Source organism: Streptomyces sp. NPDC056738, assembly GCF_042790435.1.
Lineage (GTDB): Bacteria > Actinomycetota > Actinomycetes > Streptomycetales > Streptomycetaceae > Streptomyces.
This window is the reverse complement of the sequence record NZ_JBHTZF010000029.1, coordinates 31443-46389: the sequence shown is the minus strand read 5'-3', so window position 1 is coordinate 46389 and position 14947 is coordinate 31443. Positions and strand designations below refer to the sequence as shown.

At 71.1% G+C, this 14947-nt stretch carries 17 protein-coding genes; 5 read left to right on the top strand and 12 right to left on the bottom strand.

Features of this window, described 5'->3' with window-relative positions:
- Positions 1-55: 55 nt before the first annotated feature.
- The 6 genes from ACFRIC_RS41270 to ACFRIC_RS41245 form a co-directional block, all read right to left on the bottom strand.
- On the bottom strand, positions 56-709 hold the full coding sequence (locus ACFRIC_RS41270; RefSeq protein ID WP_382797137.1) for a hypothetical protein: 654 nt from the start codon (positions 707-709) through the stop codon (positions 56-58).
- 29 nt (positions 710-738) lie between these two features.
- Positions 739-1137: a PepSY domain-containing protein gene (locus ACFRIC_RS41265; RefSeq protein ID WP_382797135.1), complete on the bottom strand. Its 399-nt coding sequence runs from the start codon at positions 1135-1137 to the stop codon at positions 739-741.
- 277 nt (positions 1138-1414) lie between these two features.
- Positions 1415-2218, bottom strand: a complete 804-nt coding sequence (locus ACFRIC_RS41260; RefSeq protein ID WP_382797134.1) for an IS5 family transposase — start codon at positions 2216-2218, stop codon at positions 1415-1417.
- A 374-nt stretch (positions 2219-2592) separates the two neighbouring features.
- On the bottom strand, positions 2593-3726 hold the full coding sequence (locus ACFRIC_RS41255) for an MFS transporter (RefSeq protein ID WP_382797133.1): 1134 nt from the start codon (positions 3724-3726) through the stop codon (positions 2593-2595).
- A 39-nt stretch (positions 3727-3765) separates the two neighbouring features.
- On the bottom strand, positions 3766-4338 hold the full coding sequence (locus ACFRIC_RS41250; RefSeq protein WP_382797132.1) for a Chromate resistance protein ChrB: 573 nt from the start codon (positions 4336-4338) through the stop codon (positions 3766-3768).
- Between the two features lie 47 nt (positions 4339-4385).
- Positions 4386-5222, bottom strand: coding sequence for an undecaprenyl-diphosphate phosphatase (locus ACFRIC_RS41245; protein WP_382797130.1), 837 nt, complete (start codon positions 5220-5222; stop codon positions 4386-4388).
- A gap of 108 nt (positions 5223-5330) precedes the next feature.
- Between ACFRIC_RS41245 and ACFRIC_RS41240 the strand changes: the two genes are divergently transcribed.
- Complete coding sequence (locus ACFRIC_RS41240) at positions 5331-5720, top strand: BlaI/MecI/CopY family transcriptional regulator (protein ID WP_382797128.1); 390 nt, start codon at positions 5331-5333, stop codon at positions 5718-5720.
- A 319-nt stretch (positions 5721-6039) separates the two neighbouring features.
- A complete protein-coding gene (locus ACFRIC_RS41235; protein ID WP_382797126.1) occupies positions 6040-6684 on the top strand; it encodes a M56 family metallopeptidase in 645 nt (214 codons plus the stop codon).
- Positions 6685-6870: 186 nt separating this feature from the next.
- Here the strand turns inward: ACFRIC_RS41235 and ACFRIC_RS41230 are convergent, their stop codons facing one another.
- The 3 genes from ACFRIC_RS41230 to ACFRIC_RS41220 all read right to left on the bottom strand — a co-directional run bounded on the left by ACFRIC_RS41230 (position 6871) and on the right by ACFRIC_RS41220 (position 8928).
- Complete coding sequence (locus tag ACFRIC_RS41230) at positions 6871-7470, bottom strand: cation transporter (RefSeq protein ID WP_382797124.1); 600 nt, start codon at positions 7468-7470, stop codon at positions 6871-6873.
- Between the two features lie 46 nt (positions 7471-7516).
- On the bottom strand, positions 7517-8389 hold the full coding sequence (locus tag ACFRIC_RS41225; protein WP_382797122.1) for a recombinase family protein: 873 nt from the start codon (positions 8387-8389) through the stop codon (positions 7517-7519).
- 149 nt (positions 8390-8538) lie between these two features.
- Positions 8539-8928, bottom strand: a complete 390-nt coding sequence (locus tag ACFRIC_RS41220) for an ArsR/SmtB family transcription factor (RefSeq protein ID WP_382797120.1) — start codon at positions 8926-8928, stop codon at positions 8539-8541.
- Positions 8929-9023: 95 nt separating this feature from the next.
- On the opposite strand from ACFRIC_RS41220, the gene ACFRIC_RS41215 reads away from it, so the two are divergent.
- Positions 9024-11015: a heavy metal translocating P-type ATPase gene (locus ACFRIC_RS41215; RefSeq protein ID WP_382797118.1), complete on the top strand. Its 1992-nt coding sequence runs from the start codon at positions 9024-9026 to the stop codon at positions 11013-11015.
- Positions 11012-11419, top strand: coding sequence for a (2Fe-2S) ferredoxin domain-containing protein (locus ACFRIC_RS41210; RefSeq protein WP_382797116.1), 408 nt, complete (start codon positions 11012-11014; stop codon positions 11417-11419). The genes ACFRIC_RS41215 and ACFRIC_RS41210 overlap by 4 nt, the downstream gene beginning before the upstream one ends.
- A 153-nt stretch (positions 11420-11572) precedes the next feature.
- Here the strand turns inward: ACFRIC_RS41210 and ACFRIC_RS41205 are convergent, their stop codons facing one another.
- The 3 genes from ACFRIC_RS41205 to ACFRIC_RS41195 all read right to left on the bottom strand — a co-directional run bounded on the left by ACFRIC_RS41205 (position 11573) and on the right by ACFRIC_RS41195 (position 13557).
- Positions 11573-11893 (bottom strand): hypothetical protein, encoded by a 321-nt coding sequence (locus tag ACFRIC_RS41205; protein ID WP_382797115.1) that lies wholly within the window; start codon positions 11891-11893, stop codon positions 11573-11575.
- A 42-nt stretch (positions 11894-11935) separates the two neighbouring features.
- Positions 11936-12262 carry a hypothetical protein gene (locus tag ACFRIC_RS41200; protein WP_382797113.1) on the bottom strand — a complete coding sequence of 109 codons (327 nt, stop codon included), beginning with the start codon at positions 12260-12262 and terminating at the stop codon, positions 11936-11938.
- A gap of 722 nt (positions 12263-12984) precedes the next feature.
- Complete coding sequence (locus ACFRIC_RS41195) at positions 12985-13557, bottom strand: TetR/AcrR family transcriptional regulator (RefSeq protein WP_382797111.1); 573 nt, start codon at positions 13555-13557, stop codon at positions 12985-12987.
- 121 nt (positions 13558-13678) lie between these two features.
- Here ACFRIC_RS41195 and ACFRIC_RS41190 point away from each other — a divergent pair, with 121 nt between their 5' ends.
- Entirely contained in the window at positions 13679-14941 is a 1263-nt protein-coding gene (locus ACFRIC_RS41190; RefSeq protein WP_382797109.1) for an MFS transporter, read from the top strand.
- The last annotated feature ends 6 nt before the right edge of the window (positions 14942-14947 follow it).

Genomic DNA, 14947 nt, shown 5'->3' with positions numbered 1-14947 from the left:
GGGGACCGGCCGGGCGGCGGTAGCGGGCAGCGACAGCGCCGGACGCCGGGGGGAGTCAGCCGTCGTCGGTAAGGTCGCCGTCCTGGCGGTCGTGTTCCTCCCGTCCGTCTTCTCCGCGCTCGTCGCCGTGCTCACGAGCGCTGGGCAGGAGACCGGTCGGGCTCGGTGCAGCAGACACACCGGCTCCGCCGGCTCCGCCAGCGGCGGGGGGCGAGGCGGAGGCCGTGGCATCCGGCGGAGGAGACTGCTCGTTGGGTGACTTCGGCGCGGAAACCTGTGCGGTACCGCCGGAGCCGCTGGGCACCGCATCGGAGGAGAGCGTGTCGCTCACCATCGAAAGAGCGGCACCGAAGCCGCCCATCGCCACCAGCGCGGCAGCCGCCATCAGAGCCGGCCTGCGCCGGGCAGCCACCTGCCGCCACGGGCCCGCCGGTCGCGAGCGGTCTCCGTCCGCACCCGGCGGCCCCACGTCCGCGCTGTCCGACTCCTCAGCGGGGCCCACAGCCGGGGCGAAGCCGGGCGGCTGTTCACCCGCCGACCAGGACTGCGCCGGCGCGGGCGAGGGGTGGTCGGGGTAGTCGAAGGAGTCCTCCGCGTAACGGTCTCCGTACCCGCCCTCCGCCGGGGCGAGGGCACCGGCGGCGAGTACCGCCGTTGCATCGGAGCCCGGCTGCTGGGCCGGAGCGGGGTGTGCGGGGTCGGTGGGCATGGCGCTCCTCCTTTCGGACCGGCCAGGGATCAGCTGCCGTCGTCGTCGGCCTGCTCGTCCTTGGTCTTGACGACCTTGTACGTCTTCGGGTCGAGGTAGACCTCGACCTCACTGCCGTCGGCCTTCTTGACCTCCACCGCGTACATGCCGGGGTTCTCCGCGTCCTCCTCGGACTTGACCACCGTGCCCGGGTACGCCGCCAGCGCCGCCGCCTCGGCCTTCTCCTTCGCCTCGCCGGTCAGCGGCGTCTCCACCGCATCGCCGCCTCCCGCTTCCGCGGCTGCGTCCTGGGCGGGAGCGGCGGCCTGCGTACCACTCGCGCCGGCGGCGGAATCACCGGAGTCGGATCCGCCGCCGCACGCGACGAGAGCGAACATCAGCACAGCGGAGGGAACGGCGGCCAGGGCACGACGGGGCATTGCACGCATCAGGTGTCTCCAGAGCGATAGGAGCGCGGAGTCCGGGAGGCCGGACTTCCGGGGGAACGTCAACGACCCTAGGAACACGCCGTCGAGAGCAAGCCCAGAGAACCGACAGCAGCAGACCAGTAAACGACCAATCTTTCGCCACCACGGCTGTCACCGTCCCGTGACGACGTACATCGCGATCGACTTCATCAACGGCGAGGAGGCCGAGCACGTCGTACGGTGCCCGGTGCGCGGGACCCGGTTCGCCCTTGGGCACGGGTCACCGCCGTGATGCCGTCTACGATCGCCCCGCCTGCCGGCAGAAGGCGTACCGCGCTCGGCGCCGGGCCGCCGAGCGGGCCGGGAGGGTTTCGTAGTCGCGGGCCAGGCGGCGGTGGAGCATCAGCCATCCGTAGGTCCGTTCCACTGCCCAACGCTTCGGTATGGGGGTGAAGCCTATGGTCCCGGGGGTGCGGGCCGTGATTTCCATGTCGATGCCGAGTGTGGCGGCGTGTTCGACGAGGTGCTGGCGGTAGCCACCGTCGACCCACACCTTCCGGATGCCCGGATGGTCGGCGGCGACCTGGTCAAGGAGCCGGGTGCCGGCCACGGAGTCCTGCACGCTGGCCGCGGTGACCAGCACCGCGAGCAGGAGACCGATCGTGTCGATGACGATGCTGCGCTTCCTGCCCACGATCTTCTTCCCGGCATCTGTGCCCTGGCTTGAGGCGGGGACGTTGGTGGAGGTCTTGACGCTCTGTGCGTCGATGACGCAGGCCGACGGCTCCGCGTTGCGCCCTTCCTTCTGCCGCAAGAGCTCCCTCAGAAGGCCGTTGAGCTGGGCGAACACGCCTTCCTTCGCCCACTTCGCAAAGTATCCGTAGACCGTTTCCCACGGCGGGAAGTCGTGGGGAAGGTAGCGCCACTGGACCCCGGTACGGTCCACATACAAGATCGCGTCCATGATCTCGCGCAGGTCATGTTCGGGCGGCCGCCCGAAGTCCAGGGCCCTGCCGCGGCGCTCGAAGCGCCAGGCGGACAGCACCGGCTCGATCAACTCCCAGCGGGCATCAGACAGATCACTCGGATACGGGCGTCGCACGCTTCTGACGTACCGCCCCGGACCGAGTGCGCCCAGGCGCACACGGCCTTGGTAATGCTCCAGGATTGAACGCTAAGGAATGATCTTGACTCCTCGCCGGTGGTGGAGGGCCGCCGGAGTGCGCCGGAGACGTACCGCATGCGGTACGGGGTCGAGGGGTTCGTTGCGGGCGGCTGGGACTCGCGTACGACGAACGGCTCGGGGAACTTGAGGCCGAGGCGTTCCGTACCGGTCGCACGCTGGCCGAGCACGGCGAACAGCTCCAGCGAATCGGCGAGCCGCAGCCCACGGCGGCCGGCAACATCGCCTCCATCGCTGGCTGGTCCCGTCCATCTGCTGAGGCGCCGACGGGCTGCGCGGCGGATGTGTCGGCGTCATCCAGCCACGGGCCGCCGCACGAGCCCGATCAGCGGGCCAGCGGCGAGCAGCAGGGCGAGGGCCGCGTAGCCGTGGTTGAGCGTGGTGAGGGTCGCGACGCCCGCGACGAGCAGCGGGCCGCCCGCGTCGCCGAGTTCACGCCCGAGTTCGGCGGCGCCCATGGTCTGGCCTAGGCGCTCGGGTGAGGTGGAGGCAGCGAGGGCGGCGAAGCCGAGCGGGGTGATCAGGCCGGTGCCCACGCCGATGAGGGCGGCGCCGGTCAGGATGCCGGTCAGGCCGGGCAGCATGGCGCAGGCCAGTCCGGCGGCCGTCAGCAGCAGTCCGGCGGTGAGGCCGGAGCGGGTCGTCAGCCTCCCGTCGTCCAGGGCGCGCCCGGCACGCGGCTGCACCACGGCCGCGCAGGCGGCAAGGACCGATACGGCAGCGCCCGTGGCGACCGTGCCGAGACCGGCCAGCCTGCCGGAGACCGGGAGGAAGCCCACGCCGACCGAGAGGGCAGCTGTCGCCGCGGACAGGGCGGCGGTCGGGGCGAGGAAGGCGGGGTCGGCCAGCCCCCGGGCCAGGTCGAGCACCGTCTGCCGGGTCTTGGGCAGCGGAGGTACGACGGGCACGGCGAGCGCGGCCCAGACGGCGACCGCCGCACCGAGCACCGCCAGGACCGTGAACAGCAGCCGCAGGCCCCCGGCCCACACCAGGACCCCGCCGAGCAGCGGGCCCAGGGTGTAGCCGACGGACTTGTAGAAGCCGTACGACCCGAAGGCCCGGCCGTGTTTCGCGGCCGGGTTGAGACGGGCGACCAGTGCGGAGGCCGAGGGGGAGAAGGCGGAGGCGGCGGCACCCTGGCCCAGGCGGGCCGCCCACAGCCAGCCGGGGCGGTCCCCGACGACGTACACCGCAGAGGCGACGGCGAAGGCGATGAGCCCGCCTATCATGACCGGGCGGGCGCCGATCCGGTCGGCGAGGGTGCCGAAGACCGGCTTGAGCAGGACCTCGGCGCCGTCGTACAGGGCGAGCAGGCCGCCGAGCACCAGCAGTGAGGTGAGCGCATCCGTCGAGTGGCCGCCGAGGTTCGCGGCGATGCCGTGCGCGCCGAAGGCGGTGGTGAACCCGGCTGCATACAGCGGCCACATCTGCCGGGCCGGGGGCCGCCTGGGCAGTTGCGGGCGTGCTCACCGGTCCCGCTCCGGGGTCTGGTGCAGGGCGGCGAAGACGCGTTCCGCGTAGTCCTCACAGGCAGCGGCACAGTGCTCCAGCCGCTCGCTGGCCTCGGCCGCCTCCGGTGCGCCGAACACGTCCCGTGCGGTCAGGTCGCGGTGCCAGCGCCGCAGCCGCTCCAGCGACTGCTCCTCTTCCTCCAGTTCGGCCAGCGTGAACTTGGCGATGCGGATCTCCTTGGCCAGCTCGTCCTCGAACTTGCCGCAGTCGGCCAGGAACTCCGTCCAGTCCTCCGAGCGTGCGGCGGTGAACAGGGCCTGGAAGCGGGCGGCATCCTCGGGACCGCGTCCGGACGCGTTCAGCGTCACCGCCTGGCTCCCGGCCTGCTCGGTGAGCTCGAGCGCGCGGGCGACGCCGTCAGCGAAGACGGGCACCTCGGGTACGGCCCAGATGCCCTGGCCGAGCGAGAGCGCGCCGATCCTGCGCAGCTCCCGCCAGACCGCGACCCGGTGCCGCGAGGGCTCCGCGGGGAGCTTGATCACGAGGACGAGCCAGCGGCTCCCGGGCTTCCTGTTCACATTCGTCACGTTGCGGAATGTAGCAGGCGTTACATCCAGCACCGTACGGGAAGGGGTCAGGCGTTGAGCGCCCCGGTGGCGGGCAGGCCCAGCAGGCCCACCCCGACGACGATCCGGTAGATCACGAAGGCGTTGAAGGAGTGCTTGGCCACGAACTTCAGCAGCCAGGCGATGGAGGCGTAGGCGACCACGAAGGAGACGGCGGTGCCGACGGCCAGCGGTACCGCGCCGACCCGGGCGCCCACGGCGTCCTTCAGCTCGTACAGTCCGGCGCCGGTGAGGGCGGGGATGCCGAGGAAGAAGGAGAGCCGGGTGGCCGCCCCGCGGTCCAGGTCGAGGACGAGCGCGGTGGACATGGTGGCACCGGAGCGGGAGAAGCCGGGGAAGAGCAGGGCGAGGATCTGCGAACAGCCCACCAGCATCGCGTCCTTGAACGTCACATCGTCCTCACCGCGCTTGTGGCGGCCCATCTGGTCGGCCGCCCACATCGCGCCGCTGCCGACGATCAGCGAGCCGGCGACCACCCACAGCGAGCCGAGCGGGCCTTCGACGAGCTTCTTCGCCGCCAGGCCGACGATCACGATCGGGATGGTGGCGTAGATGACCCACCAGGCGAACTTGTAGTCGTGGTTGTGGCGCTCCTCGCGGTGGGTGAGGCCGCGGCCCCAGGCGGAGACGATGCGCGTGATGTCCTTGAAGAAGTAGACGAGGACGGCGGCGATCGCGCCGACCTGGATGACGGCGGTGAAGCCGACCACCGAGGTGTCGTCGACCGGGATGCTCATGAGCCCCTCGGTGATCTTCAGGTGGCCGGTGGAGGAGACGGGCAGGAACTCGGTCACCCCCTCGACGACTCCGAGGACGGCGGCCTGGCCGATGCTGATGGTGCTCATAGGGGACCCATCTGTGTGGCACACTCGGAACACGGATGCTTTTACACGGGAGTAAAACTCCTACACGGGTGTAGAAGATAGAGGGCGATGCGGGAGAACGACAAACCCATGGCAGCCGATACACAGGGGCGGGGTCCGAAGCGGGCGAACGGCGCCCGGGAGACCGAGCTCCTCGACCTCCTGCAGAAGGCCGGCACCGCGCTGACGCCAGGCGAGGTGGCCGAACGCCTGGGCGGCGAGCTGACGTACAGCAGCGTGGTCACGATCCTGACCCGCATGCACACCAAGGGCCTGCTCACCCGCACCCCCCGCGGACGCGCCTACGCCTACGCCCCCGTCACCGACGACGCCGGCTTCGCCGCCCGCCGCATGCGCACCGTCCTGGAGGAACGCCCCGACCGCGAGGCCGTCCTCGCCCGCTTCGCCGACACCCTGTCCGACACCGACGCCGACCTGCTGCGCCACCTGCTCGGCCCCGAGCAGGACACCGACCGGTAGAGGGTGGCGTAGGGATGCGGATCGCCGTCTATCTGCCATTGCTGCTTTCGCTGATCGCCCCGCTCGCCGCCCGGCCCTGTCCGAGCGCTGCGAACCCCGCCTGGCCACCTGGCTGCTCACCGCCACGGCGCTGGTCCTGGGCACGGCGAGCACGATCTCCCTGGGCCTGCTCGCCGTCACCGGCCTGATCCGCATCCCGCAACTCGCCGCACTCGGCCACTGGTCCGCCCACTCCGCGCAGCACGACGACCCCGCCCGGCTCTCCGTCGCGCTCGTCGCCGGCCTGCTGCTCGGCGGCGCCGTACTCACCGCCGCACGCATGCTCTGGCGTCGCGTCCGCACCCTGGCCGCGGCGGCGCTGGACGCCGCCTGCATGCCCACCCGCGACGGCACGGTCATCGTCGACGACGCGGCCCCGGACGCCTACGCCCTGCCCGGACTGCCCGGCCGGGTCGTCGTCTCCACCGGCATGCTGTACACGCTTGACGAGACCGAGCACGGCATCCTGCTCGCCCACGAACACGCCCATCTCGCCACCCACCACTACGCGTTCGTCGCCGCAGCCCAGCTCGGCGCCTCCGCCAACCCGCTCCTGCGCCCGTTCGCCACCGCCGTCACCTACACCATCGAGCGCTGGGCCGACGAGAACGCGTCCACCGCGACCGGCGACCGCCGCCGGGTCGCGCGCACGGTCGGCAAGGCGGCCCTCGCCGCCCACCGCACCCCGGGTCCGGTACGCGCCGCGGGGGCGGCCCTCGGCATCCTGGGCCGCCGCGGACGCGGCAGCACGCTTGCCTCGGCGGGCCCGGTGCCCCGCCGCGTCGCCGCCCTCCTCGCCCCACCCCTCGGCCGGCCTCCCGCCCTCACGGCCGCGACGGCGCTCGTCCTCGCGGCCACACTGACGGCCACCGCCGAAGCGGCCCACGACCTCCACATCCTGCTCCGGACGGTCGGGGCCTGGTAGAGGGTCAGAACTGGCCGAAAGGGATAGCAGGGCGATCACATGCTGCTGAACATGCTCAAGTCGGTGGGGCTGCGGGCGCTTGGGGCTCTACGCTTGAGCGGAGCCGTCCCGGTGGCCTCCCCCGTGCCCCCGGGACGGCTTTCGTACGTCCGGGCTCGGGGGGCGTGACGTGCGGCGGGTGATCGGTCAGTGCTCGGCGGTGAAGATCTCGCGTACCTCGCGGATTGCGTAGTAGACCAGCACGTATCCGGCCAGCGGGTCGGCCCACCAAAAACCCCAGGCTGCGTTGAGGGCGAGGCCGAGCAGGATGGCGGCGGCCAGGAGCCCGTCGATCAGGGTGACGCGGCCCTCGGTCTTGAGCACCGGGTTGTCCAGGGCGGCGCCGGTGCGGGCCTTGCCCGCGGCGAGGGCGAACATCACGGCGGCGGTGATCGCGGTCCAGGCGATGCCCAGCGGCGAGTGGTGCGGGTGGTGGCCGGCGGCCAGCGCCCAGGTGGACTGCACCAGCAGGTAGGCGGCGAGCGCCGCGAAGCCGACGCCGATCAGCTTGAGGGCGCGGTGCTGGCGTGCTTCGCCGGTGCCGGACAGCTCCCAGATCACCACCGTCGAGGCGCCGATCTCGATCAGGGAGTCCAGGCCGAAGCCGGCCAGTGCCACCGAGCGGGCCGAGACCGCCGCGACGGCGAGCACCACGATGCCGACGACGTTCCAGGCGAGCGTGGTGTACTCCAGGGCGAAGCCCCGGCGGAGCAGGGCTGTACGGACGGTCTCGTCCACGGCGGTCACCGCCCGAGTCTCCCAGACCGCTCTGTGGCGCCGGCGGCCCAGCCCGTCACTCGGCCTCGCCTTCGGAGAGGATGCGGTAGACGGTGGCGACCGAGGGGCGCTGGCCCTTGTTCTTGCCCGAGGTGATGACCAGCTTCTGGGCGATCAACGGCACGGACACGCCGTTGGCCCGCAGGTTGCGGGCGTAGTCGGCCATGTCGTCGTCGACGACCTTGGGGCGCCCGCCGTGACGGCCGCGCTCGCGGGCGGATGCCTGGCCTTCGAGGGACTTCTCCCGGATGTACTCGCGCTCGGACTCCGCCACGCCGGCGAAGAACGCGAAGAGGGCGGCGCCGTGCCCGGACGGGTCGTAGATCCCTTGGAGGGGGCCGGTGAGGAGTTCGAGCTGGATGTCGTGGTGGCGCAGGTCCTCGGCGATGGCCAGCAGCTCGGCGGCGCCGCGTCCCAGACGCTTCATCTCGTGCACCGTGAAGATCACCCGCTGGTGGGGGACGGCCTTCTTGATGGTGCGGGCGAAGTCCATCGCCCTGACGAAGTCCGGCCGCACCTTGATCCGGGTGCTGATCTTCTCGGAGAAGACCGGGTCGCATCCTGCTTCCGCCAGAGCGTCGAGCTGGCTCTGGAGTTCTTGCTGGGCTGTACTGCAACGGGCGTAACCCACTCTCGTGGGCGCCGTGGCGGCCTCGGGCACGGCGACGTCGATGACCGGTCCCCTCTCCCACGCGCGGCCGGGGCCGCGGGCGGCGGGGGTCTTCACCTCCAGCTCGGCACGGAGCTGGGGAACGAGCATGAAGCGCGGGGTGTGGTACTTCGGGGCGACCTTGCCGCCGCGGGTGCGGCAGGTGCTTCCGGCGGGCACCTCACACGGGGGGCAGTCGAACTGTTCGACGGCGGCGGCCGGTTCGGCGAGCTGGGGCATGTCGCAGAAGCTACCTGAAGGGGCTTTGTGCGAAAGCTGTTCTGCGAGAGGTTATGAGAACGAAGATCAGGGACAAACCGGACGCGGTCCAGTGAGGGTCCGTGATCTCTCAGAACTACTCATTTCTGCGAGCCGCCGTACGCGACTGCCTACCGCAGGGCTGCGGCCGGCGCCGCTTCGGCCGTGGGGGCGTCGCGCAGGCCGAGCCGCAGGTGCTCGACGTGGAAGAGGGCCTGTTCCAAAAGCTCGGCGACGTGGTTGTCGTAGAGGGCGTAGACGATGGAACGGCCGCGGCGTTCTCCGGTGACGAGCCCGAGGTTGCGCAGCAGGCGGAGCTGGTGGGAGCAGGCGGAGGCTTCCATGCCGACGGCCTCGGCGAGGTCGCCGACCGCGCAGGGGCCTTCCTGGAGGCGGGCCAGGATGTATAGCCGCGAAGGGGTGGCCAGGGCCTGGAGGGTGGCGGCGACGTCGGTGGCCCCCGCCGCGTCCAGGCGCTCGCGGGGGGTGGCGTGGCTCTTGTCGTCGGCTCCGTGACCCATGCCGCCCATCCTATCGGTCACATGTGAATACCTGTTCAGATGTTCCTGTACGGTGGAGGTGTTGCCGTCTTCCGCCCCTGAAGGGTTGTTTTGTCATGCCTTCCGACCTGCTCCAGCGGCCCGAACGGGCAGCTCCGGCCGCCTCGCGTACGGCGCCGAGGCGGCGTACGCGGGTGTTCGCCCTGGCCGAGGCTCGCTGGGCCGCCGCCGCGCTGGTGCTGTTCCTGATCGCGCTGCCGCTCCAGCTGACCGGCGCACCCGCCTGGGCCTGGGGCCCGCTGTACGCCGCCGCCTATGTCACGGGCGGCTGGGAGTCGGCCTGGGCCGGGCTGACGGCGCTGCGGGAGAAGACCCTGGATGTCGATCTGCTGATGATCGTGGCCGCGATCGGTGCGGCGTCGATCGGGCAGGTGATGGACGGCGCGCTGCTGATCGTCATCTTCGCGACCTCCGGCGCTCTGGAGGCGCTGGCGACCGCTCGCACCCAGGACGCGGTTCGCGGGCTGCTCGACCTGGCCCCGGCCACCGCGACCCGGCTGGCCGATGACGGGAGCGAGGAGAGCGTCGCGACCGAGGACCTGGTGGTCGGCGACACCGTCCTGGTGCGGCCCGGTGAGCGGGTCGGCGCGGACGGCCGGGTGCTGGACGGGGCGAGCGAGGTCGACCAGGCGACCATCACCGGCGAGCCGCTGCCGGTCGCGAAGGAGGCCGGGGACGAGGTCTTCGCCGGCACCCTGAACGGGACCGGGGCCCTTCGGGTCAAGGTCGAGCGGGACGCCTCCGACTCGGTGATCGCCCGGATCGTGGCCATAGTCGAGGAGGCTTCCGAGACCAAGGCGCCCACCCAGCTGTTCATCGAGAAGGTCGAGCAGTGCTACAGCCTCGGCATGGTCTTCGCGACCCTGGCCGTCTTCTTGGTCCCCCTTGCGTTCGGCGCGGACCTCACCGGCTCGCTGCTGCGGGCGATGACCTTCATGATCGTGGCCTCCCCGTGCGCGGTGGTCCTGGCGACGATGCCGCCGCTGCTCTCGGCCATCGCCAACGCCGGACGCCACGGCGTACTGGTGAAGTCCGCCGTCGTCATGGAACGTCTCGGGCAGGTCGACGCGGTCGCCCTCGACAAGACAGGAACCCTCACCGAGGGCACCCCCCGCGTCACCGACATCCGCCCCCTGGACGGCGGTGGACTGGACGAGGACACCCTGCTGGCGCTCGCGGCCGCCGCCGAGCACCCCAGCGAACACCCCCTGGCCCGCGCGATCGTCGACGCCGCCCGGACCCGGGGCCTGGCCGTCGCCTACATGCGGAACTTCACCTCCACTCCCGGCGTCGGTGTCACCGCCACCGTCGAGGGCCACACGGTTGCGGTCGGCGCCCCCGCCCACCTCCTCGACGGCAACCACGACACCGGCTCGGCCCGCGCCGCCCAGGTCGCGGCCGACCTCGAAGGCGGCGGCCGCACGGCCGTCCTGGTCCTGCGCGACGGCGCCCCGGTCGGCGTGCTGGGCATCGCCGACCGGCTGCGTCCCGACGCCGCCACTACCGTCGCCGCCCTGACCACCCTGACCGGCAGCACCCCGATGCTGGTGACGGGCGACAACCCGCCCGCAGCCGCCCGCCTGGCCGCCGAGGTCGGCATCACCGGCGACGAGGTCCATGCCGGCCTCCTGCCCCAGGACAAGGTCGAAGCCGTACGGCGCCTAGAGGTCCGAGGACGCAAGGTGCTGGTCATCGGCGACGGTGTCAACGACGCCCCCGCCCTGGCCGCCGCCCACACCGGCATCGCCATGGGCCGCGCCGGATCCGACCTCGCCCTGGAGACCGCCGACGCCGTCATCGTCCGCGATGAACTCGCCACCGTCCCCACGGTCGTGAGCCTGTCGCGGGCGGCCCGCCGTCTAGTGGTGCAGAACCTGGTCATCGCCGCAGTGTTCATCTCCGGCCTGGTCATCTGGGACCTGGCGGGCCACCTGCCGCTGCCGCTCGGTGTGCTCGGCCACGAGGGCTCGACCGTCATCGTCGGCCTCAACGGGCTGCGGCTGCTGCGCGACGCCGCCTGGAACCGCGCCGCAAAGGACCCGCGGTGAGCCGCCGCACCAAGAAGGCCGCCCCCACGCCGGGGGCGGCCCGGCCCACCGTCACCGTCTGCCGCGGCTGCTGCTGCGGCACCCCGGCCAAGGTGCCGCGCCTGGAACACGAAGCGCAGCTCACCGACCTGCGCACCCAGCTCGCCGGCGTCGCGATGGTCCGGCGCACCGACTGCCTGGATGCGTGCGAGCGCGCCAACGTCATCGTCATCCAGCCGTCCGCCGAAGGCCGCAAGGCCGGCGGACGCCCGGTATGGCTCGGGCAGGTCAACGACCCCGACGCCGCTGCCGACATCACCGCCTGGGTCACGGACGGCGGCCCCGGCCTCGCCGAGGCGCCCGGCATCCTCGACCTGTACACCTTCAGCCCGTCCCGACGCGTGCGCCACGAACTCGAAGACTGACCGGCCCCGGCCCGGGCGCTGTCGCATCCGGCCGCACGCTCAGTTACAACCACATCCCCGACCTGCGCGGATTCCGCACCTCCCGCGTCCCGCGTCAACTGAAAGGCAGCACCGGCGTCGCCTGGCCGAGCCCGATCACCAGGGCGGGGAACGTCAGCAATCCAGTTCGGCCGCGGCCTTGAGTACCCGCCGCAACTGGTCCGCCCCCGGCGTACCTGCAAGGCCGTCCGGAGTGCGGTACACCCGGCAGGCCAGTCCCGGGACGCGCCCCGATTCTGCGAAGGGGTCGCGCCCGTCGACCAGGATGGTCGGCGATCCGGTGAAGCCGATCCGCTCCGCCTCTTCCTGCCCCGTAACCACGCGGGTGGCGAACCCAATGTCACGCAGACCAATATCATCCAGCGCTCGCCGCAGCACGTCGGCCGCAGGCTCCTCGTTCGGGCAGCCCGGCACGACCAAGACCTCGATGTTCATGCCCCCAGGATCGCGCTCATCGCGGCATTGCGGCTTTTGGCCTCACCTTGGCTGAACCCCACCGAGGGCCGCAGCACGCGATACGACGTACGCGACCTCCTCATCTGGGCCCACCGTCGCGGTCACGGCCGCGACCTCGTCGTCCCCGTACGTCCCCGGGCTGCCCCAGTCGCCCTCGGCGACGACTCGCACTGGGAGATCCTTCATCAGTGCCTGGCCGGCACCACGCTTCCACTCGACATTCGCGCCGCCGGTGCTCTGCTCTACCTCTTCGGCCTGGAAGTCACCCGGATCGCTGCGCTTCCGACCGACGCCCTGACTGTTCGAGACGACGAAGTCCTCCTCGCCCTCGACCGTGTCCCCATCCACCTGCCCCAACCTCTGGCTCGGCTGCTCACCCGACTCGCCGAACAATCCCCGCCGCCGGGCTGGGCAGCGACTTACCCCAACCGATGGCTCTTCCCCTCCGCCGAACCCGGGCGACACATCACCGGCAGCCCACTGGCCCGACGTCTCGCCGCTCACGGCACTCCCAACCGACCCGCCAGAGCCGCCGCCCTCGTCCAACTCACGCAGGACATACCCCCAGCCGTCCTCGCCCCCATGCTCGGCCTCCACGTGGGCACCCTCGTCAGGTGGCGCCGACACGCCGCCACCGACTGGACCGCCTGCCTCCAAGCCCGTGCCTCCAGCCGGGTACCGGGAGACGGTGAAGCCAGAACCTGATGGCTTGAGGCATCAAGCAGCGTCCGCAGACCCTTTCGGCGCCGCTGACAACTGTTCGGTGACTTCGGCTGGCGCGGAACTCACATTCCGTGTTCTGGGCCGAACGCCTTGCGAGTGTGTTGGCCTGGGCCTGCGGGCGGGAATTCAGCCACACGGGGCTGGGATAGAAGGTTGTACTCCATCTCCTCGCAGATCAGGTCGCGATACAGCCAATCGGCGAAGGTCTTGGAGTGTCCGACCCAGTCGCCCTCCGCCCCTTGTACCACCACGCTGTCAGGGATTCCGTGGACCTGCGGGGCTCCGAAGACCATGGCGCCTTGATTGGCGGCAGCGAGTGGTGGAACGGGTTGGCCGGTGGCGTTTCGTCAGTCGCCGGCGGGGGCTGGATGACGGGCGAAGAGGGCGTCGGCGACGAACGCCCACTGGGTGCGCAGGTCGAAGTTCTCGGGGTCCATGAGCCAGTGCACCTGCAGGCCGTCGAGCACGGCGGGGAGGACGTGCAGGAGTTCGGCAGGGACGTCGGTGCCGGTGTGCTCACGCAGGGACAGCGCGTACAGGGAGTTCCTGCCGTCGAAGTATGCGTGGGCGGGGTGGGCCGGGTCGAGGGCTTCGGCCTGGACCATGGCGTACAGCTGGGCGCGGCGCGGGTGGCGGGCGTTGTAGTCCACGACGATGTCGAGGGCGGAGCGCAGGTCCCGGCCCTGGTCGCCCAGCAGTTCCTGCAGACGGGCGCGGTCGATCGTGTCGCGGTGGTGCAGCAGGGCAAGCAGCAGCGTGGGCATGTCGGGGAAATGGTGCATGACGCCGGGTGCGGACATGCCGCAGCGGCGGGCGATCTCGCGGAGGGACAGCCCCTTGTAGCCCTCCTCGGAGATGACGTCCATGGCGGTGTCGAGGATGAACAGCCGTCGCTGTTCGGGGGTCATGCGGGTGGCCATGCCGTGCCCTTCTGCCGCTCGAAGCGAGTGGTCTACTCCATTGCCAACCGGATCGAGCTGGCCTACAGTTCCCGCCATCGTATCTGACAGTTGTTAGATAAGGCATCGCAATGGAGCGGCCATGACTACTCACCCCCCTGTGGCGACCGTCGCCGACACGCCCGTGTCGCCGTCGCCGTCGCCGCCGGTGCGCCGGCTGTTCGGGATGATCGTCCCGCTGAACATCGCCATCTATCTGATCATCGGCGCAGTCCCCGGCGTCCTGTTGCCGCTGCAGGTCCAAGAGATCGACCGGGCGGGCAAGGCCGCCGCCCTGGCACTGATCACCGGCATCGGCGCCTTCGCCGCGATGATCGCAAGCCCTGTGGCCGGCCTCCTGTCCGACCGCACCCGCAGCCGCTTCGGCCGACGCACCCCTTGGATCGCCGGGGGCAGTCTCGCCTTGGCCCTGAGCCTGGCCGTCATGGGCATCGCCAAGAACGTGCCCCAGCTGATCGTGGCCTGGGTCGTGGTCCAGATCGTGCTCAACTTCGTCATCAGCCCGGTCACCGCACTGCTGCCCGACCGGGTGCCCGCCGCGCGTCGCGGCAGCTTCGCCACCATCTCTGGTGTCGGCATGATGATCGGCATCGTCAGCGGCCAGGCGGCAGGCGCGGCGCTGTCCGGAACGGGCCAGCTCGCCTATGCCGCCTTGTCCGCCGTCCTGATCGTCGCGGTCGTGGCCTTCGTCCTGGTGTGCCCGGACACCCCGAGCACCGAGCAGGTCAATGAGCCGTTCGACCTGAAGGTCTTTCTGCGGACGTTCTGGGTGAGCCCGCGCCGCCATCCCGACTTCTTCTGGGGATTCCTGGCCCGGCTCGCGCTGTTCACCGGCTACTTCGTGGTCACCGGCTACCAGCTGTTCATCCTGCAGGACTACGTCGGCCTGAAGGACGACGCCGTGGACCTGGTGCCCCTCCTCGGCGGGATCAACCTCGTCGCGCTGGTGCTCACCACCTCCTTCTCCGGCCCGCTCTCGGACCGCATCGGACGGCGCAAGCCGTTCGTCATCGCCTCCTCGGTTGTCATGGGAATCGGCATGGCCGTGCCCTTCTTCCTGCCCACCGTGACCGGCATGATCGTCTACACGGTGATCGCCGGACTCGGGTTCGGCATGTACTCGGCCGTCGACGCCGCACTGATGTCCGAAGTGCTGCCCGGCGAGTCCTCCTACGCCAAGGACCTCGGCGTCCTCAACATCGCCGCCACCCTGCCGCAGACCATCGGCCCCTTCCTCGGCGGCGCCATCGTCACCCTGGCCGGCTACCCGGCGCTGTTCCCCGTCGCCCTGCTCCTCGCGGTCGCCGGCGCCCTGGCCATCATCCCGATCAGATCCGTCAAGTAGGCATCC

Coding starts and splice junctions, on each gene's coding strand:
- ACFRIC_RS41270 (WP_382797137.1), bottom strand. CDS start 709: ATGCCCACCGACCCCGCACACCCCGCTCCGGCCCAGCAGCCGGGCTCC.
- ACFRIC_RS41265 (WP_382797135.1), bottom strand. CDS start 1,137: ATGCGTGCAATGCCCCGTCGTGCCCTGGCCGCCGTTCCCTCCGCTGTG.
- ACFRIC_RS41255 (WP_382797133.1), bottom strand. CDS start 3,726: ATGTGGCCGCTGTATGCAGCCGGGTTCACCACCGCCTTCGGCGCGCAC.
- ACFRIC_RS41245 (WP_382797130.1), bottom strand. CDS start 5,222: ATGAGCACCATCAGCATCGGCCAGGCCGCCGTCCTCGGAGTCGTCGAG.
- ACFRIC_RS41240 (WP_382797128.1), top strand. CDS start 5,331: ATGGCAGCCGATACACAGGGGCGGGGTCCGAAGCGGGCGAACGGCGCC.
- ACFRIC_RS41235 (WP_382797126.1), top strand. CDS start 6,040: ATGCTCTGGCGTCGCGTCCGCACCCTGGCCGCGGCGGCGCTGGACGCC.
- ACFRIC_RS41225 (WP_382797122.1), bottom strand. CDS start 8,389: ATGCCCCAGCTCGCCGAACCGGCCGCCGCCGTCGAACAGTTCGACTGC.
- ACFRIC_RS41220 (WP_382797120.1), bottom strand. CDS start 8,928: ATGGGTCACGGAGCCGACGACAAGAGCCACGCCACCCCCCGCGAGCGC.
- ACFRIC_RS41215 (WP_382797118.1), top strand. CDS start 9,024: ATGCCTTCCGACCTGCTCCAGCGGCCCGAACGGGCAGCTCCGGCCGCC.
- ACFRIC_RS41205 (WP_382797115.1), bottom strand. CDS start 11,893: ATGAACATCGAGGTCTTGGTCGTGCCGGGCTGCCCGAACGAGGAGCCT.
- ACFRIC_RS41195 (WP_382797111.1), bottom strand. CDS start 13,557: ATGGCCACCCGCATGACCCCCGAACAGCGACGGCTGTTCATCCTCGAC.
- ACFRIC_RS41190 (WP_382797109.1), top strand. CDS start 13,679: ATGACTACTCACCCCCCTGTGGCGACCGTCGCCGACACGCCCGTGTCG.